Raw genomic sequence first — 21,972 nt, 5'->3', positions numbered from 1 at the left:
TACCTCCATATCTAATGTTTTGGGCACTATACGATATAGGAACGACAAATGATAGCTTTCTGCACGGCGTCTTGTCTTACAGGCGGTAAATACTAGGGTGCCGTACATATGATGAAAAATGTTCAAATTCTTATAAGGGAGAAATCCGCCATAATCAAAAGAATGCATTCCAAAAATGCTCAAGTTCGAAAGAAAAAAAGCTCTTATTATGATAGTCACTATATTGAAGGCCGCCGCTTTTTCCTTTCCTAAAGAAATATTCTTCCGATTTTTTCTGTCCCTGCCTATTTCTACCATATACTAAATCTTTCATTAAAACGATGGATCATTCTATTCATTTTGAAAGTGAACTAATATACTATACTTTCTATCATGTTAAGTAATAAATACTAAATTGCCCCAATCCCTTTCATAAGTGAAATAAAGGCTCTAAATTGCATCTGATTTTTCAGCTTCATTAAAAATCCATAAAAAAGAAGCTCCCCCACGGGAAAGCCTATTATATTCTGATCACCCAAACATTTCTTCCAGAATCTTAATTTTCGCTTCTGTATAATGCTCAAAGCTGTCGTTATAGGATTTTGGGTCCTTCGGGTTTGCAAATTGCGTAATTTTACCTGTTTCAGGGTGAATGAATTTGCTTGCAGCGCCGCATCCGATTCCAATGATGGATTGCTGCTCCTCCATGATCATGATGTTATAAATGCTGTCCTGGCCTTCAAGAGCATAGCCGACATTTTCAAGATTTCCAAGGATATTTTTTTGACGGTACAAGTAGTATGGTGTATAGCCGTGCTCATCTGTCCATTTGACAGCATGTTCCATCATTTCTTCGATTTCTTTACGGCCTGCTACTTTGTACTTTTGTTTATTTCTTGTCATTTCTGATGCGCGTTTAAAGGACAGGGTATGAACCGTTAAGGATTCAGGCATCAATTTTTCTGTTTCGGATAGAGTATAATCAAATTCTTTAATTCCTTCACCTGGCAGTCCTATAATCAAGTCCATATTAATATTGTTCATGCCCATTTGGCGTGCTAAATGGAATTTATCAATGGTCTCCTGAACAGAATGATGCCGGCCGATGGCTTTTAATGTTTCATCAATATATGATTGAGGATTGATGCTGATTCGGTCGATATTCCATTTCTTTAACACATTCAGTTTGTCCTCAGTAATTGTATCTGGACGGCCCGCTTCTACTGTCAGCTCACGAATTTGATCCACACCGGGAAAAGCTGCGTTCATTTCCTCATACAGCATATCCATTTCTTCTGCCGTAATGCTGGTTGGAGTTCCTCCGCCATAATATACTGTCGTGATTTTTATGTTTTTCTCTTTCAGCCATTTTCCCATCTCGCGGATTTCATAGTGCAGTCCGCCGAGAAATGAATCGACTGATCCCTGTCTTCCGCCGATTGCATATGCCGGGAAGGTGCAATAAGCACATTTAGTAGGACAGAACGGGATTCCAATATATATGCTCACTTCTTTTGAAAGGTCATATAAATCAGGCACAACGCTCAGCTGCCTGTCTACGATCCGCTGCATCAGCTGAATTTTTTCGTCTGAAATTAAATATTCTTCCTTCAGCATTTGATGAGCCTTTTCTTTTGACATGCCTTCACGCAATTTTTTATGAAGAAGCTTTGTCGGTCGGATGCCCGTTAAAATACCCCACTGCTGAATAATGCCCGTGTAATCCTGAAGCAGGTTCAGATGCACGTAAACGAGTGTATGTTTGACCGCTTTGAATACTTCTTTTTCACTCAGATCATCTGAAATGACTTTTTCGTGCCCTGCGGCTTGTTCATATCCTTTCGCATCCGACAATGTTCCGCGGACGCTGATGCTGCCATTCTTTTCTTCTATTTGAAAAACAATGCTGATGTCCGCTTCTGATTCTTCAAACTTCAGCTCTGTTTCTTCATAAAACAAATTTGAAATTAACTGCAGCGGACGATGAAATCGTTCATCGCTTATGCCATTTATATTAAAACGCAAGACTCTCACCTTATCTTCTTTTAGATTCAAAACTTCCTTAAGTGTACAAAACCTGGAGCTTATGGTCAATTTAGAAAAGCAGAGGCGCTCGCAAGCACCAGAGATGGATTTGTTATCTGGAATCTGCCAGAAGCAGTGAGCCTGAACCAAATGCAGCTGGCCATTTTGTGAAAATGGTATTTTCAGCAGCGAAAACTTAAGTTTTATAGCGGTTTTTCTGATTCATTCAAGCCATTTCAAACATTTTAATTAGCTAACGGCTTATTCGTTCTAGCCAATCATTCCTGCATTAATCTGCATATTTGATTTAGCTGAAATCATCTTTTTAGCCGGAAAAGTTAAAAAACAGATGGCTAAAACGCCATCTGTTCCCAATTTAAAGCACGTATTTTTTAATTGCTTCTGCAACTCCGTCTTCATCATTTGACAAAGTGACCCAGTCTGCTGCTTCTTTGACGATCTCCTGTGCATTTCCCATGGCAACACCCAGACCGGCTTCTTTAATCATCGCCAGGTCATTCATACTGTCGCCGCAGGCCATCACGTTTTCCATTGTAATGCCGAGCAGTGCGCATACCTTCTCAATGCCTTTGGCTTTATTGATTCCAATTGCATTCACCTCAAGGTTTGTAGGACTTGAATTGGTGATTTCAAATTCCCCTCTGCTGCGGAGTTCTTTTAAAATGGTCTCGCGGGCTTTATCATCTTCAATTTCGTATCCAAACTTCAGCCACTGATAAGTGCTCAAGTCCTCCGGCATTTCATTGAAGAAGACTCTTTCTGTGCTCGTTGCCCAATAGCCCGTTTTATGTGTTTTAGAAAGGTCGAACATCCATGTCATCAAATCATTATGGACAATACTCCTCTCTACAAGTTCCCCATGCTCATCCCAGATCTCGCTTCCATTTACAGTTACCAAATAAGAAGATAAGCTGAGTGACTTAGCAAGATCCCTCAGTGTCGCCATGCTTCTGCCGGTGCTTATCACGACATGTATGCCCCGAGCTTCAGCGTCTCTGATCGCTTTTCGATTTGCTTCTGAAATTTCTTTTTTTTCATTTAGAAGTGTGCCATCCATATCAAGTGCAATAAGTTTAATATTCATGTAAAAATCCTCCTATACCTTGTCAGCTCTTTACATAGAATATCATTTTCCCGGCTGATAAACCAATGAATGCCTGCAGCTGTCTCATATTACTTGTTAAAACAGATTTATTATTCATTAAACATTAGCGGATTCCATTGCAATGTACTCTTTAATAGAGTAGCTGAAAAGCTGGCGTTTAATTCTCCCTTTATCACCAATCAGCCTGTACCAGCTTTGACCGACATAAAAGTGATTTGAAAGCAGGATCTCTAACACATAGGAAATCCGGTCTTCGGCTTCTTCACTCGCAATTTTGGCTTTACTTGAGAAAGCCAAAACAAAATATGGCTTTTCATGATCCAGTTCGAGAACTTGCAGATGATAACTATCCCCATGTTTACGGTTAAAATCTTCAAGAACCTTTTCAAGGCCCATTCCTATTTCAATCTCAAATTTGCATGCTTCACTCCAATTTGAGATGAGCGAATCATAAAGGGACAGTGTAAGAATAAAATGCGATTGATACTCGCCTGGATTAAATTCCTTATTAGCATTTTGTACTTCGAGCGGCAAAATAATATACTTTTCGTAATTTGAAAAGAAGTCCCCTTTCATCTCTTTACCTTCTTTCTTTAGTTAGTGACCCAAGAATAGTGTGATTGCCCCGTACATGATAAGAAATGCGCAAGCGCCTGTACAGCTAAAGGCATGGCAGATAAGAATCTGGCAGAAAAGTCCGGATTAGACTTTTTTGACGCATTAGTTCTGTCCGAAAAGTTGTGCGTTGAGGCAGACATCAATGCGCAAAATTTTATACTCTCTTATCACTCGAAAAAAATATATATCTTATTATTTCTAAATAAAAACGTAAATACCTTCTCGTTCTTTTGAACAATGACTGTTTTTGCATAGATTGTTTTTAATAAGAATACAAAAATCTCAAAAAAAAAAGCTGTATGCATCAGCTCTTTTCAATCCCTGTTAATGAATCTGCCATTTCTTCATCTGTCGCTAAGATAAGATCTGTATGAACATAATGAGATCCGAACATTTCATGGAGTTTTTCTATTTTGAGTGATTTTACTTTTACAATATCGTCATTCTCTTTATAAATATAAATGGTAAAATACTGATTCAGATACTCGAAAAAGTGATTCGGATCTACTCCTGACTTTTCAAAATACTCACTGTTGAATTCAATAAAACCAAGAACTGAACGGCTGTTTTCAAATATTTGCTTCATTCCCTTTAAAACGAAAGCCTCATATCCTTCCACATCAACTTTAAAAAGAACCGTTCCATTTTCCATGCCATTTTTAAATAATGAATCAACTGTTATTGTCTTGATTGAGACCTCGTCTACCATTTGATGCGCAGGCATATAGGAGGCTGAAGATGTGCCTGACCAATGATTATCTATAAAAAAGAGTTTATCTTCTCCGTCTGAATCAGAAGCAAAAGCATGAACTATCCTGATTTGTGAATGATTCGGATGAGCATCCCGAGATTGGCTGATATATGTAAGCAGGTTTCTGTTTGCTTCAATCCCATATATCTTTGTATGTTTCGGATAAATCACTGAGAAAATACATTCGCCGTAGTTTACGCCAATATCAATGATATAGTCCGGCTTCACCGTTTCAACAGCATGCTGCCAAAAAGAAAGAAGCCTCTTTTGTGTTACTCCCCCTCTGATCAGCAGGGCTCTGCCCCGATTCTCCTTTGCATCGACAAAAAGAACGGTTGAGGACGGCAGCACAATCTTGTCTGGAAGTTTGCTGATATCTAGTGTCCTGTATTTCATCAGTATTCCAAAATCAATTAATCCTTTCCAAAGCTTCGGGTAATGTTCCCACATTTTCATAAGAAACTGAAACGGCTTTCGTACAGCTGCTTTGTTTATCATGATGGGCCTCCTTATTCAGCATCCTTATATCTTCTTATTAATCTATAAAAATCCTTTTTAAAAGGATACAGATTAACATAGAATTTACAATTAGCTTTAAAGGAAGGGTGAACTAAAAAAACCACAGCCTATTAAGCTGTGGTCTCCTTTTATCGGTCAACCTTCAATTTATCTAAAAACTCGATCCGGTGCTGCTTTCTGAAATGTTCTTTTACCATGTATGAAACACCCTGATCATCGTTATTTCTGGTAATCCAGTCAGCAGCTTTTTTTACATGATTTGGCGCGTTCCCCATCGCTACTCCAAGACCGGCCATCTCAATCATTTCTTTATCATCATCCGCGTCTCCAATTGCGACCATTTCTTCTGGCAGAATGTTTAAATGCTGACCGAGCAGCCTTAAGCCGTTCTCCTTTGAAACGCCTTTCGCTGTAATTTCAAGCACTGTTTGGTTTTTGACCCTTATTGTAATGCCTTCGAACGCATCAGAAAGGATCATTTCAACCTCTCTGCAATCATGTTCTTCTGAAAAGTACGCTTCAATCTTTGGAGCCGAGAGCGGTTCATCTCTTAAGTTTTCTCCAAGTGAATCAACAAACTGGACTGGATAAAACAAAGGATCCGTTGGGCTTAATAATGTTTTTCCAACGATATTTGATGATACTTTTTTCCGGTTTCCGAGAGAAAAACGCTCATGCACGATCCGGACATTGCAATCAAATGTTTCAAGCACTTGAACAAGGTTAAATGTCTTTTCTTCGGATATTCTGTTTTCATATAAAGATCTGTCAACTTTATCGGAAATGAACGCACCGCTGTGCGTAATCAAAATATTGTTTATCTTAAGCGCTTTTGCAAGTTTTTTGGCCATCTGAAAATGGCGGCTTGTAACGAGAGTGACGTAAACTCCCTTTTTTTGAACATAATGGACCGCTTCCCTTGTAGAAGGTTGAAGTCGACCGTTGGAACGAAGCAATGTTCCATCAATATTTAACGCTAGTAGTCGGTAGATCACTGTGAATCCCCCTTCAGCTGATGTCTGATTTCTAATATGAGGATATGTCCTTTCATCCTAAATTAGAACGAAATGCCCTGCACCCTCTGTTAAGTGATTTAAAAATCAATCCTCTAAAAAACGAAAACAGCTCTGTGAATCAAGTCACAGAGCTGTTTATATAAGTGAAAAACCCCTATATTTAACTTTCTCCCATTAGAACGTGCCGGAATCTGTTACCCGCAAACTCCGAAGACAGAACGGTTCAAGCGATTATCCCCATAATCGCAACCATTAAATAAGTGCAATAAAAACGCTTACATTTATTATTGCAAGTTAAGCCTATTTTGACAAGAGGTTTTAATAAAAAAATGAAAGCGTTTTATTATTTGTTTTATTCTGAAAAATAATCAAGTATTGCTGATCGGCAGTTAAGAAAAAACGAATCCATCACCTTATATGCCGGAGGGACCATGTTTTTTAGCGCAATTCCCAATTTATTTGCGAAAGTTATATTTTGATTAGCTGTTTTTTCATTTTGAACCGAATTTTGATTTATCCTTTTGATTGATGTTTAAGCCATTATTCATACCAATAAGCTGAAAGTGCCTTAAATTAGCCAAAATCACAATTTACTAGCTGCAAATGTCCACCCATAAAAAAAACGGAGCATCTATTTCGCTCCGTTCATCCTTATTATTGCTGAAGACTGCCGTAAAGCTCTTCAAGCGGCTTCATGATGATTTTATTCAATTCTGCTATTGTCATGCTCATACGCTGTTCAGCTTCCATCAGCTTAGAAATTTTATCGTGCTGCTGAACTAGGGCAACCGATTTTTGTGCCTGTTCAATTTCTTCAGGAGAAATTTCCTGGCCTGACATTTGCTTTTGCTGAAGATTTAATTGAATATCTCTGAAGCTTTCAAACAAAGTGCGTGCTGAATCATCTGCGTTCACTTCATCATAAAGTCTCTTTAGTGTTTTGAAATCATCGCTTTCTCTAAGTGCTTTCTCAAGATCATATCCTAAGTCATAAACATTCGCTGCCATAAGTATTCCTCCTAACATCTTTTCACGCAGTGCCTTAAAGCACCCTACAACTATAACAAACTATTCAACAAATTTCATTTCGTGCCCATTTCTCTATCCTAAAAGCATAACGGCTTGAAGAACATCTTCATAGCAAGGTGGTTTGGCATTTCTCCAATAGCAGCCATAAACAAAATGAATATCAATTCAATTATATCCATCTGCCTTCCAAATCACACCGATTCCCTGATTTATCATACTATGCTCATATCAGCGTCTGCCTATAAACTTATTATAGTGCTTGTTAGAACAGTGAGCAAATGAGGGTTTCCTATGAATATAGAAAAAATAGATGTATCACCCCACCTTACAATTTATGGAAGAAAAAGCATTCGAATCAGTCATTCTTTGAGAGAAAAACTAAGATTGCCATTTGCATCAGGCTCCTCAAAAGTAGTGTGCGGAAGGAATAGTATTTTTGCAAAAATCGTATGTATGAATGAAGAACATTCACATGTTTCTGTTCATGAAGAACTGCTTAAAGAGCTTTCGCTTCCTGTTCATTCATTTACGATAAGCATAAGATACGATTCAGAGAGAAACTTGCTTCAGCTTGGGCCTGTTTTTGCGGTTTTAACTGAAATGAATGCTTGTGAGAATCCTATATCCTTTGGAAGTATTGATTTGTTTTGCAGAGAACTCGCTTCTTGCAGCTTTGATAAGGGAATCTTCTTTTATGTTTTCTGCCTGTCTGATTTTCATAAAGAAAAGATGAAAGGCTACATCCTCAGACAGAATGAATGGCAGGAATGTTCCGTACCGCATCCAAGTGCTGTTCATAATCGCATTCATTCCCGCACCCTGGAAAAGTCACAGGACTTTTTTAACATGACAGCAGATTTCATACACCATAAAGTTCCCTATTTTAATGACCGATTTTTAAATAAATGGGAAGTTCATCAGATTTTAAGTTCAAATTCCCACCTGACTCCCTTCCTGCCGAAAACAGAATTGATCACGTCAAAAACGGTTCTTAACTCTATGGTTCAACTGTACCCTGCTGTTTTCCTCAAACCTATTAACGGCAGCCAGGGAAAAAGGATTTACAGAATCTCTCATTCAGATGAAGGATTTGAACTTGATTATTCTACATTTTCAGGACATTTGCTGAGGGATTACCTTTCTTTCGACGAGCTTTTTCAAAGTCTGCTTCCAAGAATAAAGAAGGAGGCTTTTATCGTGCAGGAAGGAATCGACCTGCTGAATTACGAGAACAGGCCAATGGATTTTCGGATTTTGTGCCATAAAAGAAATTTCTCGCAGTGGAAAATTTCTTCTGCCGTAGCCCGGGTTTCAGCAGAAAATCAATTTGTAGCTAATTTAGCCCGCGGCGGCTCGCTGTATACGATTAAAGATGCATTATCTTCTTCTTTTGAATTGTCAGAAGCTGCTCATATTAGAAAGCTTTTAAATGAACTCTCACTTGAGATTGGGGAGGCGCTTGGTATGTTTTCAGGCGGGCTTTTCGGCGAATTCGGAATTGATCTTGCCATTGATTCAGGAGGTCATCCATGGATTATTGAAGTCAACACAAAGCCTTCCAAAAATGCAGAAGAGCGCAAATCCTTGGGAGCACGTCCATCAGCGCGCTCAATTATTGATTACTGTCTATTTCTAAGCGAATCTTATAAGGATGAAAGCCATTAAGCTGACATAAAAAAATATGCAGGAGGTGTTCTATGAATCCTTCTTACAACATAACCGTCACTTTCACGGCCTCAAAAACATTGATTCTGCCGGCTTCCGCAAGGCATGAAACAAATCATGATATTACGGAGGTTATCTTTGGAACCGCAGCTTCCAGTTGTTTTGTCGAATTTCAGGAGCTGAATGGAGCCATTAAAATTTCAAAGGACTTAATGGATGATCTCCTCCTTCCTCTTGGAAAAACGCAATTGATTCTTCACCAGAACACTGTCTACCTTGGACCGCTGATAGGCATATTCACTGCCGGATTCACCGGCTCGATTCTGCGGCCAATAGGAAATCGCTCGTTATTTTTTGCGAAGTACTTAACAGCTCAAAAATCAGCAGGATTGTTTGCTTATGTATTTGGGGCACACCACATTGATTGGGAAACTGGCATCGTAAATGGTTTTACATTTGATGATGATGGCTGGAGACAATTTAAGATTCCGCTTCCGAACGTTGTATATGACCGTTTGCCGAACCGGGAGATTGAAGAACATCATGCCTTGAAAATGGTCAAAAGGCGTCTTAGAACGGAGTATGGAATTCCATGGTTTAATCCTGGTTTTTTTGATAAATGGACCATTCACCAGCTCCTCCTTCCCCACGCTGAGACAGCCTTGTATTTGCCGGAAACAAAGCTTGCTCCCTCTAAAGAGGAGATAGAAGTAATGCTCCATCGGCATAATAGCGTGTATCTAAAGCCGCGCAACGGCAGTCTTGGACTAGGTGTATTTCAGTTAATCTATTCTCCAGATGAGCAGACTTACTACTGCAGATACCGTTCAGATCAGGAAGATAACATTCTGCGCAAATACAGATCGCTGGATCAATTTTTCATGTATTCATTTGGAAGCAGGAAGATGGATGATTATCTCCTGCAAGAGCGGATAAAACTAATCCGGATTGATCAGCAGCAGATCGACTTTCGTGTTCATACAAATAAGGATTCACAAGGCCGCTTTCATGTTACAGCCATTGCCGCCAAAATGGCAGGTAAAGGCTGTGTTACTACTCATGTTGATAATGGCGGGATGATCAAGACCCTTGAAGAGCTTTTTGAACAGGAAGATGAACGTAATCAGGCTTTTCATTCACTCACTCTTGCAGCTCTCGTCCTAAGTGAGAAGATTGACCAAAGCATTGAGGGTTTTATTGGTGAGATTGGTTTTGATTTGGGCATTGACGCCTGCAAAAATGTGTGGCTGTTTGAGGCAAATTCAAAACCGGGAAGATCCATCTTTTCTCATCCTGCATTAAAAGAAGAAGATTTGCATTCGAGAAAGCTGTCTCTGCAGTACGCTTTGTATTTGACAAAAATAGCGATTGAAGAACCGGAGGCCCTTTACGAATGAGCCTGCTTCTCTGCAGACCAATCGTCGGCATCCTTACGGGTGAAGGAGGACAGGGGAAAATATTTCATGGAGATGGAACGTACTTTAAAAGCCTTCAGCGCAAAATGAAAGCAATTGGCGGATTTTGCTATGTGTTTACTTTGAGCGGCGTGAAAGATCGCCATGTTGAAGGATTTGCCTTCAGTATGAAAAAACAGCAATGGGCAAAAGTTTCATGTCCGTATCCGGATGTCATCTACAACCGGATCGCTTCCCGGGATGAAGAAAGCAGAGAGCACTTTCAGTTATTCAAAGAACAAATGATTTCAGCACAAATCCCATTTTTTAATCCTTTCTTTTTTGATAAGTGGAAGGTGCACCAAGTCCTGTCCAAATCTTTGCATTCCTATCTTCCCTATACAGAAAAAGTTCATTCTGCACTGGATATCAAATCTTTTCTCTCTTCCCGTTCATGTGCGTATTTGAAGCCATTAAGGAGCAGTCAGGGCAAGGGTATCTACCGGATACGCTCTTCAGTCCATCATTATGAGGTAACATCGGTTGACGGCACATGTGAATTCTTCGATAAACAGGTTTTTGCAGCAAAAAAATTCCCTTTTTATGATGGCTATCTCATGCAAGAAGAAATGGCCGCCAATACGTTTAATCACAAAAAATATGACCTTCGGTTACTTGCTCTTCTATCAGGAAATGATTTTCTCATCTGCGGAATTGGCGTACGTTTAGCTGCCAATAATCAGACACTTACCACACATGTTCGAAATGGCGGGTCAATTTTATCATTTGAATCAGTTGCAGACAGAGTCAGCATGGAGGAGCTTCAGCTGATTGTAAAAACTGCCGGCAGGGAGTTAGTCACCCATTTTGGGCAGATCGGAGAATTTTCAATGGATATTGGAGTAACAGAAAAAGGCCCGGTCATTTACGAAGTAAACAGCAAGCCTATGAGCTTTGATGAGTCCCATATTCAAACACACCGCATCGACAAGCTTTCAGATTTATTTCTGCAGCTGTCTGCAGGAACATCTTCACTTCGCTCTCAACTTCCTTTAAGATGAAATGATAAGGAGCGATGTATGAGATGATTACACATTTTCAATGGAAGCCTTTATTCAAACAAACAAATTTGCCTGGCTGGCGGGTCTCTTTTTACTTTAAAGGAATTCACTACGATGCGGTTTACCATAAAAATGGCGAAATCGAATGGGGAACTTCCACTCCTCCATTAGATGATGAAGAACAGATTCGTTCTCATATTCACGAGTTAATGCTGTTTCATGTTTATGATGGTTAATTTCCACTCTTCCTTCGCAAAATAAAAACAGTACACCGAAGGAGGGATCATCATGAAAAACAAGGAAACAAATGAACAAAAAGATACGGAGTATGAGGGCAGAGATCAAGCATATCTGGATATAGACCGAATGATCAATGAAGGATTATCAGGCGGTTCTGTGCATATGCGGGATAAGTACACGAATATTGAAGAAGCACGTGACCTCGAACAAGAAGAACCTCCCGCTCAAATTGAGAGCTAGGCTATCGCCAGGCTCTCTTCTTTTTATATAATAGAAAGGCAGGGAAAGGAGATATCATTATGATTGAGAAATTAGCATCCCATTACAAAGAAGCCTTCTCTCTTGCCTATTCTCATGATAAGGCCGAATATTTGTGGTTTAAATCAGATGAGGGGCAGCTGTTTGGCATTTTGAAAAGTGCTGTGACAGAGCAGGAGGAAAACTTGCTGTCCACATTATATACACCATATGACCATGGATTCGGGGAACACAGCAATCGTTCTGAAAAATGGCTGCATTATTTGTACGGTGAAAACAGTCCTCCATTTCTACCTTCTTCAAACAGCATCAGGTGCTATTATTTCTACAGCAAGCACCAGGTCGCAGATAAACAAAACTTTGAAGAAGCGATGCAGGGATCGATTCCATCTTCGACGATATTATGGATCAGCCGTCATAAAGGGATTATTTTTGAAGAAAACTCTGATCCCGTTGTTGATAAAGAAAGCTTCGATCAGTGGATTGATACATTTACAAGTGATTTTTTCATTGAGCTGTATGTTTATATTGGACAGCTTCACAGAATGACCGGCTCATTAAAGACGAAAATACTTGCAGAACAAAGCTGCTTTGAGACGATTTATAAGTCCTTTAGACGGAAGAAATGCATAACCTTCCATGAAGCTCTGCCCATCCTTATTTTTGATGGGAGCAGCCTGATCAGCGAGCAAGTATTCTCCGAATTTTTAACCGAATCATTTAAGGATAGGGAACTTATTCAAACACTCCAAGTTTACTTTGAATGCAATCTTAACGTCTCTCTTACCGCTAAAAAGTTATATATGCACAGGAACAGCGTCCAATACCGAATCGAGAAATTCATAGAAAAAACCGGAATAGATATTAAGCACTTCCATGAAGCTGCCGCTGCATTTTTAGTTATGCAGTTTCTAGAACACTTTACTGAATAACTCAGCTGTTCATCTTGCACGAAAACCCTTACATTTTTTTTGTGCAACCTGTCCATAGGCTTATCTTCAAAAATGAATTACACTGAATTTATTAAATAAAACGTTTTCATTTCTGAGGAGGATTCAAATGGCTGAGCTTAAATTAAACAATATTTATAAACTGTATGATAACAAGGTAACGGCAGTTGAAGACTTTAACCTTCATATTCAAGATAAAGAATTCATCGTTTTCGTTGGCCCATCAGGCTGCGGTAAATCAACGACTCTTCGTATGATTGCAGGCCTTGAGGAAATCTCACAAGGCGACTTCTCAATTGACGGCAAACGCATGAATGATGTTGCGCCGAAAGACCGCGACATCGCGATGGTATTCCAGAACTACGCGCTTTATCCTCATATGTCTGTCTATGACAATATGGCATTTGGACTTAAGCTCCGCAAATTCCCTAAAGAAGAAATCGATCGCCGTGTGAAAGATGCTTCACGCATTTTGGGTCTTGATCAATACTTAGACCGCAAGCCAAAAGCATTATCAGGCGGTCAGCGTCAGCGTGTTGCACTTGGACGTGCCATCGTCCGTGACGCAAAAGTATTCTTAATGGATGAGCCATTATCAAACTTAGATGCCAAATTACGTGTGCAAATGCGTGCTGAAATTTCTAAGCTTCACCACCGTCTGCAAACAACGACAATTTATGTAACACATGACCAAACAGAAGCAATGACAATGGCAACACGCCTTGTTGTTATGAAAGACGGTATCATTCAGCAGGTCGGCGCTCCGAAAGAAGTATATGAAAAGCCTGAAAACCTTTTCGTTGGCGGATTTATCGGTTCACCATCCATGAACTTCTTTACAGGTCAATTAACAGACGGCAAGTTCTCAATCGGAACTCAATCCATCGTTGTTCCTGAAGGGAAAATGAAGTATCTTCGCGAGCAGGGCTACGTCGGCAAAGAATTGATCATGGGCGTTCGACCTGAAGATATCCATGATGAGCCAGTTTTCATCGAATCTTCTCGCGGATCAAAAGTAGATGCAAAAATTGAAGTATCTGAGCTTATGGGTGCTGAAACGATGCTCTACTCTAAAATCGACGGCCAGGACTTCATTGCACGCGTAGATTCACGCACAGATGTAAGACCAGACCAAATTATTCAGCTTGCTCTTGATATGAACAAATCTCACTTCTTTGATAAAGAGACAGAGGTTCGTATCCGTCCGGCAAGTGAACAATAATAAATACCAAATCAGCCTGAGATTCTCTCAGGCTGATTTTTTTTATTGCAAGGCTTCTCCCTCCGCATAACCATTCGTTTCCTGCTCCCTGATTTGTTTTGCTTCTTCATGCAGACAATTGCTGCATGAAAACAAATGGATGCACTGATGTGATTCAAGAGAATCCATTACCCCATCGAAAAGCTTCATTGTATCAATCTCCATATATGCGCTGTACGCATCCATATAATCGGTTATTTTCCCATGATCCATCATGTTAATTTTGCAATTCGGACAGGTTGCAGCTTCGACTTCATCGTTAAACCCATTACAAAGCGGGCACATGTTCATTTTTATCACCTGCAGCTTCATATACTTGCTTCCTCTTTATATATTCCCTAACTCTCTTTCACTTTATGTAATACCTATTTTTCCATAATAATTACCATTTTAGCATGTGCATATATTTTCTCGGGAAATACATAATACGTAATAACAACAGATAAACAACCAGCAGCACCTTATCATGATGGGTTAGCCGAGAAGGCCATGAATCATTAAGACTCATGCACTGGTGCAACTCCAGCTTACCCAAAAACTATATTATATCAAGGAGTGTATTTACATGGCACAAGCAAACAGCAATTCTTCAAATCAACTAGTTGTACCTGGTGCACAGCAAGCAATTGATCAAATGAAGTACGAAATCGCTTCTGAATTTGGAGTAAACTTAGGTGCAGAAACAACTTCTCGTGCTAACGGATCTGTTGGCGGAGAAATCACAAAGCGCTTAGTTTCATTTGCTCAATCAAACATGAGCGGATTTTCTAAATAAGAAAATTGAATAACATGGCTTAAAGGACCCTGGCATTCTGCCGGGTTCTTTTCTGATATAAGCAAACATTTCTTATTCGCCCCTTAGTATCAAACAAGTTCCCTTCTCCATATACATGAATAAGACATCCAGAAGGAGAATGCTCAAATGTTTGAAACCATTGATTGGAGATCTGTCACATTCGTTTGTGCAAGCCTTGCACATGAAATGATTGTTCACTTTAACTTGCCCAGAGTGTATTATTTTGAACAGGAAAAAAAGCAGCTGTTGAAAGATGTTAAATCAGTAAAGTTGTGATTCCATCTGGAAATTCATAATTCCCGCAAAAAAAGAGCAGGCTGCTTTTGCTCGCGCCTACTCTTCAAGTTTTCTAAGAAAACGTTTTGTCCGTTCTTCTTTTGGCCGATCAAATACTTCAGATGGTGCACCGCGTTCTACGATTACTCCATTATCCATAAAGATCACTTCATCAGCCACTTCTTTTGCAAATCTCATTTCATGAGTGACTACCACCATGGTCATTCCTTCTGAAGCTAAATCTTTCATGACATTCAGTACGTCTCCGATGAGTTCTGGATCAAGGGCTGAGGTAGGCTCATCAAACAGCATCACTTTAGGCTCCATAGCAAGAGCTCTTGCTATGCCTACGCGCTGCTGCTGTCCTCCTGAGAGCTGAAAAGGATAAAAATTCTTTTTATCCCCAAGACCAACTTTTTCAAGGAGAGCATTTGCTTTTTTTACGGCTGTTTCTTTGTTTTCTCTCTTAACGATGACTGGTCCTTCAATCACATTTTCAAGAGCTGTTTTATGCGGAAAAAGATTATAGCTTTGAAATACCATGCCGGTATTGCTTCTAAACTCCGTAATTGTTTTTTTAGCCACATTACCGCTGAAATCGAGTGTTTGCTGATCCAGCTGAATGATTCCTTCTGTCGGAAGTTCAAGTACGTTCAAGCATCTTAGGAAAGTTGTTTTCCCTGATCCGGATGGACCAATGACAACAACAACTTTTCCTTTTTCAATCTCTAAATCAATGCCTTTTAAAACTTCTAGCTCACCAAAGCTTTTATGCAATCCTTTAATTGAAATCATATGAGTGCTCCTTTATTACCTTGCAACATAGCGATCAAGTTTCCCTTCAATGCGCTGCTGGATGACAGATAGAATAAAACAGATAATCCAATATAAAAGACCAGCCAGAGAATACATCAAAAGAAATTCATAATTCGTCGATGCAATTTCCTGTGCCTTTCTGAACATCTCTGTTACAAGAATTAATGATGCAAGTGACGTATCCTTAACTAAACTGATAAAGGTGTTGGACAGCGGCGGTATAGACACGCGTGTTGCCTGAGGCAAAATAATTCTTTTTAAAGTCTGTGCATAACTCATTCCAATTGAATATCCAGCTTCCCATTGTCCTTTAGGTGTTGACAATATTGCTGCCCTGATTATTTCAGATGCATAAGCTCCAACATTCAGGGAAAACCCTATAACTGCAGAAATAAACGGACTGATTGTGATTCCGACACTTGGAAGGCCATAGAAAATAATAAATAATTGAACAAGCAAAGGTGTTCCTCTAATGATTGATACATATATTCTTGCAATTATTTGAAGAGGCTTTATTGTTGAGATTCTTGCCAAAGCAGCAAGAACAGCTAAAATAAGTCCAATGACAAATGTTATGAGTGTTAATGGAAGAGTATAATACAAAGCTCCCTTCACCAAAGGGAGAAGGGAACTTTGTGCAATATTGGCCAAACGTTCTAACCGTTCAGGGTCTGCAAAAATATTATTCAGATACATCTTCGCCAAACCATTTTTCGGAGATTTTTTTGTATGTGCCGTCCTCTTTCATTTCAGCTAATGCTTTATTCACTTCTTCCACTAACTTGCCGCTGTCTTTACGGAACATTAATCCGCTGTGTGCAGCATCTTTGCTCTCATCTACAATTTGAATCGGAGCGTTGCCGCGCTGATTCTGGAAATCGAGTACTGAAAGCTTGTCATTAATCGTTGCATCTGCACGTTTTGAATTAATGAGATCAATTGCTTGTGTAAATCCTTCTACCCCAACAAGCTCAGCTCCGTTTTCCTTGGCAATTTCCCCGTAGTTGCTTGTTAAGGATTGAGCTGCTTTTTTCCCTTTTAAGTCTTTAAATGATTGGATGTCTTTGTTTTCTTTATGTGTGACAAGTACAGCTGCCGATGAAATATATGGTTCAGAGAAATCATATTTCTCTTCGCGCTCAGGCTTGATTCCGACTTGGTTGGCAATCATATCAAAGCGTTTAGCATCAAGACCGGCAAACATTGCGTCCCACTGAGTTTCTTTAAATTCAGCTTTCACACCAAGACGCTTTGCAACCTCTTGTGCGATCTCTACATCAAAACCGGTTAATTTATCTTTGTCATCATGGAATGTGAAAGGCGGATATGTACCTTCTGTACCAATGACAAGGACACCTTCTTCTTTTACTTTATCAAACAGTTCAGCATCACTGCCAGAACCTGCCTGATCTCCCTCGTTCTTAGTATCTCCGCCTGTTCCGCAGGCAGACAAAATCAGTACAAACACTGATAAAAGCGCAAATAGACTAAAATATCTTTTCATAGTAAACCAACCCCCACTAATCTTATCGGATTTTATTTAAGTACGTTAGAATCTTACCTCCAAGACTTCCTTCTGTCAATTCATTTGTTTTATTTTTATTTAGTGTAACCAGATTGGAACAGAGTATGTTTTCTCTTCTCCTGTAAATGAAGTAAAATGAAAGAAAAAGACAGGAGAGTTTGTTATGAAAATCGCATTAATTGGCGGAACAGGGAGAGTTGGCAAAGCATTTTTAAGACAGGCCATAAATGGCGGTCACCAGGTTAGAATGCTTGTCAGAGATCCTGCAAAAATAGAGGACATACATAAAAATGCTGAAATCATTAACGGAAATGCACGGGACCTTCAATGTATTGAAAATACAGTTTCAGGCTGTAATGCTGTTGTCAGCTGTCTCGGCACGGACGGAGATAATACTCTGACAGTCTCAGTGCCGCTTATTGTCCAGGCAATGAAAAGCGCAAACATTAACAGAGTGATTACAATTGGTACAGCTGGTATTTTACAGGCACGGTCTAACCCCGAGCTTTACAGATTTCAATCAGATGAGTCAAAACGGACAATGACGAGAGCAGCGAACGAACATTTAAATGCCTTCCTGACACTTAAAAAGTCAAATCTCCAATGGACAATCGTCTGTCCCACCTATTTGCCGGATGGAGAATTAACAAAGAAATTCAGATTTGAAGAAGATTATCTTCCCCAGGACGGAAAGCAAATATCTGCTGAAGATACAGGTTATTTCACTTATCAGGTTCTCACTGAACGGTCCTTTATCTGTAAACGTGCTGGACTTGCTTACTAAGGTTTTACTGTTTTCTGGGCAAACAAAAAAGTACGTTCCTGATTAAAATATCAGGAACGTGCTTTTCTTATCCTGCAAGGGTATTCTGTTTTCCCTGCTGCAGTTCATACATTTGATAGTACTTTCCTTTTTGCTTCATTAATTCATCGTGATTGCCCCGCTCCGCTATTTCACCCCGGTCAAGGACAAGAATTTGATCTGCATTCTTAATAGTAGAAAGCCGATGAGCAATGATAAACGTTGTTCTGCCTTTTTTCAGAACTTCAAGTGCATCTTGAATGACAGCTTCTGTTTCTGTGTCAATGCTTGCCGTAGCTTCATCTAATATGAGGATTGCAGGATCATAAGCAAGTGCTCTTGCAAATGAAATCAGCTGACGCTGTCCCGATGAGAGCGTGCTGCCTTTTTCAATAACAGGCTCATCGAACCCAAGCGGCAAATGCTTAAGCAATTGATCAGCGCCAACATCTTTTAATGCTTTCTCCACTTGTTCTCTGGTGATATCCGAATTATCAAGGCTTACATTCGAAGCGATCGTTCCTGTGAACAAAAATGGATCCTGAAGCACAATTCCCATATGTTCTCTAACCGCCTGGCGCGGCATTGATAGAATATCTTTGCCGTCGATTGTGATCTTACCCTCTTTTATATCGTAAAAACGGAACAATAAATTCATAATCGAACTTTTTCCGGAACCAGTGTGTCCGACTAGTGCTACGGTTTCACCCTGTTTCGCTTCAAAATCGATATTTTTCAAAACATATTCGTCTTCTTTATAGCCAAACCAAACATTTTTAAACGCGACATTTCCTTTATATCGCGGCTCTTTTTTCTCGCTGACATCCGTGCCTTTTTCATCAAGCAGGCTAAACACTCTTTCAGAAGCAACACGTGCTGTTTCAAGCTGGGCGAATTGATTCACAATCCCAGTGATTGGCTGAAAAAGTCTGTTTAAATAATCTACGAACGCATAAAGAACTCCTATTGATACGATTGAACCAACGCCTAAAGAGGCTCCGCCGAAATACCAGATGAGTGCCACGAACGCACAGTTCCGCATAAATCCTACCAAATTATGCGACAGCAGGGAGTTCAAACTCAGCAGCTTATTCTGATAGTGAAAATGGGATGTATTTAATTCTTCAAATTCCGCTTTCGTTTCTTCCTGCCTGCGGAAAGCCTGAATAATCGTCATACCCTGAATTGATTCATTGATTGTTCCGTTAATATCGCTGACAAGGGAACGAATCTTATGATTGTAGGTTGAAGCGTATTTTCGGTATACGATGCTCCAGACGACAAGGATAGGCAGGATAATTGTACAGATTAACGCTAGTTTTACATCAAGCAGGAATAATGCAATGAAAATACCTGTTATATAAATGGCGCTTGTAAAGAATGTTGAGAGCACCGCTACAAACAGTTCTCTTATTGCTTCCGTATCGTTTGTAATTCTTGCAACAACCTTGCCGGCCGGAAGGTTATCAAAATATACAACCGGCAGGCGCTGGATATGTTCAAATACATCCTGACGCATTTTTTGAATAATGCGATTTGATGTAATCTGCAGAAAATAGCGCTGCCCATAGTGAAAGAATGAGGCAAATACAAGTAAACCAAAATAAATGGCAATCAAAGTAATGAGCCCTTTGATTTCAGGCTGATAGAACGTAAACAGCTGTTCAGAAGTAAGCTTGTTGCCTGTATAAGAAGCAGACTCTGTCCCGCGTTCAATAATGACCGAATTGCCAGCCGCTCTTCTGTCTCCGTCAAACTGAATTTCACCCGGTATGAAATAATAATCACGCTGCACTTGCAGAATGTGAATTTCCTTGCCTTTTTCTTCACCTGGTTCAAAGTAATCCTCACGTTTATACCAGGATCCATTGTAGTTTACAGCATTTTCTCCTTCTGCTGTTTCATGCCACTTTTTCTCAATGCCCAATATGTGGTCATCAATCATTTTTTTTGCGATAAACGGACCTGTAAGTTCAGCCCCGACTGCAACCGCAAGCATGATTAAGGCCAGTATTAATGTTCTTTTATAAAGGGCTGCATAGCGAATCAGTCTTTTTCCTGTGCTCATGCTCCCACCCCGCCTTCGTTTTCAGCTTCAATTTGCTGGCGTTCATATTGCTCCTTGTACCAGCCGTTATTCGCAAGCAGTGTTTGGTGCCTGCCTTCTTCAATGATTTTCCCTTCATCAAGCACAAGTATCCAGTCTGCGTGTTCTACAGCAGACAGACGGTGTGTCGTAATGAATGTTGTCTTATCAGCACGCTCACTTCTAATATTAGATATGATGGCCGTTTCCGTTTTTGCATCAACAGCTGACAGGGAATCATCTAAAATCAGGATTTCCGGATTGACCAGAAGTGCACGTGCAATAGAGATCCGCTGTTTTTGACCTCCGGATAGCGCAACACCCTTTTCCCCTACTAATGTATTCAGACCATCCGGCAGCATTTCAAGATCTTTTCTGAAAAAAGCAAGATCAATCGCTTTATTCAGTTCTGCATCTGATCCATCTTTCTTTCCGAATAAAATATTCTCTCTTACCGTTCTTGAAAATAACACGTGATCTTGAGGAACATAGCCAATAAAACGCTGCAATGTTTCAAGCGGGATTTTCTCAATCGGAACCCCGGACATTGTAATCTGACCGCTTCCAGCCGGATATTGTCTGAGCAGCTGTTTGACGATTGTCGTCTTTCCGCTGCCGGTTTTGCCGACAATGCCGATTGTGTCCCCTTTATTTACAGTAAAGCTGACATGGTTTAAGTTCACCACTTCTGATGAGGGATATTGGAACGATACATTATTAAACTCAATCTTTTTAGGTGAATCTATATGCTGCGGCTGCTCATGATTTTTCACATCCGCTTCATAAGATAATGTTTCGTTGATCCGGTCAAGTGATGCGTTTCCACGCTGCATGATATTGATCAGTTCTCCAATTGCAAACATCGGCCAGATCATCATTCCCAGGTAAACGTTAAAGGACACCAGTTCACCAAGAGTGATTACATTATGAAAGACTAAGTAAGCTCCGTATCCGAGTCCAATTAAATAGCTGATCCCGACAAGCAATTTCATTGTTGGTTCAAACAGAGCGTCAATTTTTGCTACACTTACATTTTTCCGAAAAACATCATCCGTTAATGTGTTAAAACGGTTTACATCTTCTTTTTCCTGAACGTAGGCACGAATCACACGCACGCCTGCCACTGATTCAAGCACCTGGTCATTCATGTCGCCAAAAGCGTCCTGAGCTGCCATAAATCTGGCGTGGATTTTCTTGCCGTAGATTCCCATTGCGATCGCCATAATCGGCAGTGGAAGAATCGCGGCAAAAGTAAGCTTCCAGCTGATGAGAATTCCCATTGTCAACAGAATCGTCAGCATAAACATGCTTGAGTCAACCAATGTTAAAATACCAAATCCGGCAGTTGTCGAAATAGCCTTCAAATCATTCGTGGCACGGGCCATTAAATCTCCCGTTCTGTTTTTCTCATAAAAGCGCGGTGTCATAACCAAGAACTGCCCCATCAGTTTTGATCTTAGGATTCTTTCAGCTAAATGAGCGCCGCCAAATAAATTGTACATCCAGAAATAAGATAAAATATAAACAAGTACACCAAGTCCAAGAAACAATACAATATATTGAACAAGCAGCTCACTCGAAAACTTTCCAATCTGAATATCATCTATTGCATTCCCAAGCAATTTAGGGGGAATAACTTCAAGCACATTTACAATTAAAAGCAATACGATTGCAGCTGTATACCGCTTCCAATACTTTTTAAAAAACCATCCCAACTTCACTAACACCGCAAACATGTTATCATCTCCTTTGTTTCTCTATCTCTTTTTAGCTAACCGC

Annotated in this window: 22 protein-coding genes; 10 read left to right on the top strand and 12 right to left on the bottom strand. The window is 39.9% G+C overall.

Translation table 11 applies throughout. The features are described from left to right. Positions 1 to 510: 510 nt before the first annotated feature. The 6 genes from QLQ22_RS04870 to QLQ22_RS04845 all read right to left on the bottom strand — a co-directional run bounded on the left by QLQ22_RS04870 (position 511) and on the right by QLQ22_RS04845 (position 7,042). Positions 511 to 2,004 carry a coproporphyrinogen III oxidase gene (locus tag QLQ22_RS04870; RefSeq protein ID WP_223440125.1) on the bottom strand — a complete coding sequence of 498 codons (1,494 nt, stop codon included), beginning with the start codon at positions 2,002 to 2,004 and terminating at the stop codon, positions 511 to 513. A gap of 376 nt (positions 2,005 to 2,380) precedes the next feature. Then, positions 2,381 to 3,109, bottom strand: coding sequence for a Cof-type HAD-IIB family hydrolase (locus tag QLQ22_RS04865; protein ID WP_223440123.1), 729 nt, complete (start codon positions 3,107 to 3,109; stop codon positions 2,381 to 2,383). Between the two features lie 117 nt (positions 3,110 to 3,226). Beyond that, a complete protein-coding gene (locus QLQ22_RS04860; protein WP_223440122.1) occupies positions 3,227 to 3,706 on the bottom strand; it encodes a hypothetical protein in 480 nt (159 codons plus the stop codon). A 346-nt stretch (positions 3,707 to 4,052) separates the two neighbouring features. After that, positions 4,053 to 4,997, bottom strand: a complete 945-nt coding sequence (locus QLQ22_RS04855; RefSeq protein ID WP_284016116.1) for an FkbM family methyltransferase — start codon at positions 4,995 to 4,997, stop codon at positions 4,053 to 4,055. A gap of 149 nt (positions 4,998 to 5,146) precedes the next feature. Then, positions 5,147 to 6,013 (bottom strand): Cof-type HAD-IIB family hydrolase, encoded by an 867-nt coding sequence (locus tag QLQ22_RS04850; RefSeq protein ID WP_284016115.1) that lies wholly within the window; start codon positions 6,011 to 6,013, stop codon positions 5,147 to 5,149. A gap of 675 nt (positions 6,014 to 6,688) precedes the next feature. Beyond that, positions 6,689 to 7,042, bottom strand: a complete 354-nt coding sequence (locus QLQ22_RS04845) for a YlbF/YmcA family competence regulator (protein ID WP_223440119.1) — start codon at positions 7,040 to 7,042, stop codon at positions 6,689 to 6,691. Positions 7,043 to 7,354: 312 nt separating this feature from the next. On the opposite strand from QLQ22_RS04845, the gene QLQ22_RS04840 reads away from it, so the two are divergent. The 7 genes from QLQ22_RS04840 (at position 7,355) to QLQ22_RS04810 (ending at position 13,853) form a co-directional block, all read left to right on the top strand. Next, complete coding sequence (locus QLQ22_RS04840) at positions 7,355 to 8,728, top strand: YheC/YheD family endospore coat-associated protein (protein ID WP_284016114.1); 1,374 nt, start codon at positions 7,355 to 7,357, stop codon at positions 8,726 to 8,728. A gap of 32 nt (positions 8,729 to 8,760) precedes the next feature. Then, positions 8,761 to 10,125 carry a YheC/YheD family endospore coat-associated protein gene (locus QLQ22_RS04835; RefSeq protein ID WP_284016113.1) on the top strand — a complete coding sequence of 455 codons (1,365 nt, stop codon included), beginning with the start codon at positions 8,761 to 8,763 and terminating at the stop codon, positions 10,123 to 10,125. Then, positions 10,122 to 11,183 carry a YheC/YheD family protein gene (locus QLQ22_RS04830; RefSeq protein ID WP_284016112.1) on the top strand — a complete coding sequence of 354 codons (1,062 nt, stop codon included), beginning with the start codon at positions 10,122 to 10,124 and terminating at the stop codon, positions 11,181 to 11,183. Before QLQ22_RS04835 ends, QLQ22_RS04830 begins: the two co-directional genes overlap by 4 nt. Before the next feature lie 23 nt (positions 11,184 to 11,206). Further along, positions 11,207 to 11,419 carry a YheE family protein gene (locus tag QLQ22_RS04825; protein ID WP_223440114.1) on the top strand — a complete coding sequence of 71 codons (213 nt, stop codon included), beginning with the start codon at positions 11,207 to 11,209 and terminating at the stop codon, positions 11,417 to 11,419. A 52-nt stretch (positions 11,420 to 11,471) separates the two neighbouring features. Further along, on the top strand, positions 11,472 to 11,663 hold the full coding sequence (locus tag QLQ22_RS04820; protein ID WP_223440113.1) for a hypothetical protein: 192 nt from the start codon (positions 11,472 to 11,474) through the stop codon (positions 11,661 to 11,663). Between the two features lie 59 nt (positions 11,664 to 11,722). Next, positions 11,723 to 12,613: a PucR family transcriptional regulator gene (locus QLQ22_RS04815; protein ID WP_284016111.1), complete on the top strand. Its 891-nt coding sequence runs from the start codon at positions 11,723 to 11,725 to the stop codon at positions 12,611 to 12,613. Positions 12,614 to 12,740: 127 nt separating this feature from the next. Further along, positions 12,741 to 13,853 carry an ABC transporter ATP-binding protein gene (locus QLQ22_RS04810; RefSeq protein WP_223440111.1) on the top strand — a complete coding sequence of 371 codons (1,113 nt, stop codon included), beginning with the start codon at positions 12,741 to 12,743 and terminating at the stop codon, positions 13,851 to 13,853. 42 nt (positions 13,854 to 13,895) lie between these two features. Here the strand turns inward: QLQ22_RS04810 and QLQ22_RS04805 are convergent, their stop codons facing one another. Beyond that, entirely contained in the window at positions 13,896 to 14,204 is a 309-nt protein-coding gene (locus tag QLQ22_RS04805) for a hypothetical protein (protein ID WP_223440110.1), read from the bottom strand. A gap of 253 nt (positions 14,205 to 14,457) precedes the next feature. Here QLQ22_RS04805 and QLQ22_RS04800 point away from each other — a divergent pair, with 253 nt between their 5' ends. Beyond that, complete coding sequence (locus tag QLQ22_RS04800) at positions 14,458 to 14,667, top strand: alpha/beta-type small acid-soluble spore protein (protein ID WP_223440109.1); 210 nt, start codon at positions 14,458 to 14,460, stop codon at positions 14,665 to 14,667. Positions 14,668 to 14,814: 147 nt separating this feature from the next. Continuing rightward, a complete protein-coding gene (locus QLQ22_RS04795) occupies positions 14,815 to 14,964 on the top strand; it encodes a hypothetical protein (protein WP_223440107.1) in 150 nt (49 codons plus the stop codon). A 57-nt stretch (positions 14,965 to 15,021) separates the two neighbouring features. Here QLQ22_RS04795 and QLQ22_RS04790 read toward each other — a convergent pair whose 3' ends face one another. The 3 genes from QLQ22_RS04790 to QLQ22_RS04780 are packed head-to-tail and all read right to left on the bottom strand — an operon-like array spanning position 15,022 to position 17,284. Next, the gene (locus QLQ22_RS04790) at positions 15,022 to 15,759 is read right to left on the bottom strand and encodes an amino acid ABC transporter ATP-binding protein (RefSeq protein ID WP_284016110.1); all 738 of its coding nucleotides are present in this window, start codon (positions 15,757 to 15,759) and stop codon (positions 15,022 to 15,024) included. Between the two features lie 15 nt (positions 15,760 to 15,774). Beyond that, the gene (locus QLQ22_RS04785; protein WP_223440105.1) at positions 15,775 to 16,476 is read right to left on the bottom strand and encodes an amino acid ABC transporter permease; all 702 of its coding nucleotides are present in this window, start codon (positions 16,474 to 16,476) and stop codon (positions 15,775 to 15,777) included. Beyond that, positions 16,463 to 17,284: an amino acid ABC transporter substrate-binding protein gene (locus QLQ22_RS04780; protein ID WP_284016109.1), complete on the bottom strand. Its 822-nt coding sequence runs from the start codon at positions 17,282 to 17,284 to the stop codon at positions 16,463 to 16,465. The genes QLQ22_RS04785 and QLQ22_RS04780 overlap by 14 nt, the downstream gene beginning before the upstream one ends. Positions 17,285 to 17,468: 184 nt before the next feature. On the opposite strand from QLQ22_RS04780, the gene QLQ22_RS04775 reads away from it, so the two are divergent. Then, the gene (locus QLQ22_RS04775) at positions 17,469 to 18,089 is read left to right on the top strand and encodes an NAD(P)-dependent oxidoreductase (protein WP_284016108.1); all 621 of its coding nucleotides are present in this window, start codon (positions 17,469 to 17,471) and stop codon (positions 18,087 to 18,089) included. Positions 18,090 to 18,156: 67 nt separating this feature from the next. Here the strand turns inward: QLQ22_RS04775 and QLQ22_RS04770 are convergent, their stop codons facing one another. Both QLQ22_RS04770 and bmrC read right to left on the bottom strand, forming a co-directional pair. Then, positions 18,157 to 20,175, bottom strand: coding sequence for an ABC transporter ATP-binding protein (locus QLQ22_RS04770; RefSeq protein WP_284016107.1), 2,019 nt, complete (start codon positions 20,173 to 20,175; stop codon positions 18,157 to 18,159). Next, positions 20,172 to 21,929: a multidrug ABC transporter ATP-binding protein BmrC gene (gene bmrC, locus QLQ22_RS04765; protein ID WP_223440101.1), complete on the bottom strand. Its 1,758-nt coding sequence runs from the start codon at positions 21,927 to 21,929 to the stop codon at positions 20,172 to 20,174. The genes QLQ22_RS04770 and bmrC overlap by 4 nt, the downstream gene beginning before the upstream one ends. Positions 21,930 to 21,972 lie beyond the last annotated feature (43 nt).

The organism is Metabacillus hrfriensis (assembly GCF_030127205.1).
In the GTDB taxonomy this organism is placed as follows: domain Bacteria; phylum Bacillota; class Bacilli; order Bacillales; family Bacillaceae; genus Bacillus_P; species Bacillus_P dongyingensis.
This window is presented reverse-complemented; position numbering and strand designations above follow the sequence as displayed.

Coding starts and splice junctions, on each gene's coding strand:
- QLQ22_RS04800 (WP_223440109.1), top strand. CDS start 14,458: ATGGCACAAGCAAACAGCAATTCTTCAAATCAACTAGTTGTACCTGGT.
- QLQ22_RS04820 (WP_223440113.1), top strand. CDS start 11,472: ATGAAAAACAAGGAAACAAATGAACAAAAAGATACGGAGTATGAGGGC.
- QLQ22_RS04790 (WP_284016110.1), bottom strand. CDS start 15,759: ATGATTTCAATTAAAGGATTGCATAAAAGCTTTGGTGAGCTAGAAGTT.
- QLQ22_RS04815 (WP_284016111.1), top strand. CDS start 11,723: ATGATTGAGAAATTAGCATCCCATTACAAAGAAGCCTTCTCTCTTGCC.
- QLQ22_RS04860 (WP_223440122.1), bottom strand. CDS start 3,706: ATGAAAGGGGACTTCTTTTCAAATTACGAAAAGTATATTATTTTGCCG.
- QLQ22_RS04775 (WP_284016108.1), top strand. CDS start 17,469: ATGAAAATCGCATTAATTGGCGGAACAGGGAGAGTTGGCAAAGCATTT.
- QLQ22_RS04780 (WP_284016109.1), bottom strand. CDS start 17,284: ATGAAAAGATATTTTAGTCTATTTGCGCTTTTATCAGTGTTTGTACTG.
- QLQ22_RS04855 (WP_284016116.1), bottom strand. CDS start 4,997: ATGATAAACAAAGCAGCTGTACGAAAGCCGTTTCAGTTTCTTATGAAA.
- QLQ22_RS04825 (WP_223440114.1), top strand. CDS start 11,207: ATGATTACACATTTTCAATGGAAGCCTTTATTCAAACAAACAAATTTG.
- QLQ22_RS04805 (WP_223440110.1), bottom strand. CDS start 14,204: ATGAAGCTGCAGGTGATAAAAATGAACATGTGCCCGCTTTGTAATGGG.
- QLQ22_RS04810 (WP_223440111.1), top strand. CDS start 12,741: ATGGCTGAGCTTAAATTAAACAATATTTATAAACTGTATGATAACAAG.
- QLQ22_RS04795 (WP_223440107.1), top strand. CDS start 14,815: ATGTTTGAAACCATTGATTGGAGATCTGTCACATTCGTTTGTGCAAGC.
- QLQ22_RS04830 (WP_284016112.1), top strand. CDS start 10,122: ATGAGCCTGCTTCTCTGCAGACCAATCGTCGGCATCCTTACGGGTGAA.
- QLQ22_RS04785 (WP_223440105.1), bottom strand. CDS start 16,476: ATGTATCTGAATAATATTTTTGCAGACCCTGAACGGTTAGAACGTTTG.
- QLQ22_RS04845 (WP_223440119.1), bottom strand. CDS start 7,042: ATGGCAGCGAATGTTTATGACTTAGGATATGATCTTGAGAAAGCACTT.
- QLQ22_RS04835 (WP_284016113.1), top strand. CDS start 8,761: ATGAATCCTTCTTACAACATAACCGTCACTTTCACGGCCTCAAAAACA.
- bmrC (WP_223440101.1), bottom strand. CDS start 21,929: ATGTTTGCGGTGTTAGTGAAGTTGGGATGGTTTTTTAAAAAGTATTGG.
- QLQ22_RS04770 (WP_284016107.1), bottom strand. CDS start 20,175: ATGAGCACAGGAAAAAGACTGATTCGCTATGCAGCCCTTTATAAAAGA.
- QLQ22_RS04840 (WP_284016114.1), top strand. CDS start 7,355: ATGAATATAGAAAAAATAGATGTATCACCCCACCTTACAATTTATGGA.
- QLQ22_RS04865 (WP_223440123.1), bottom strand. CDS start 3,109: ATGAATATTAAACTTATTGCACTTGATATGGATGGCACACTTCTAAAT.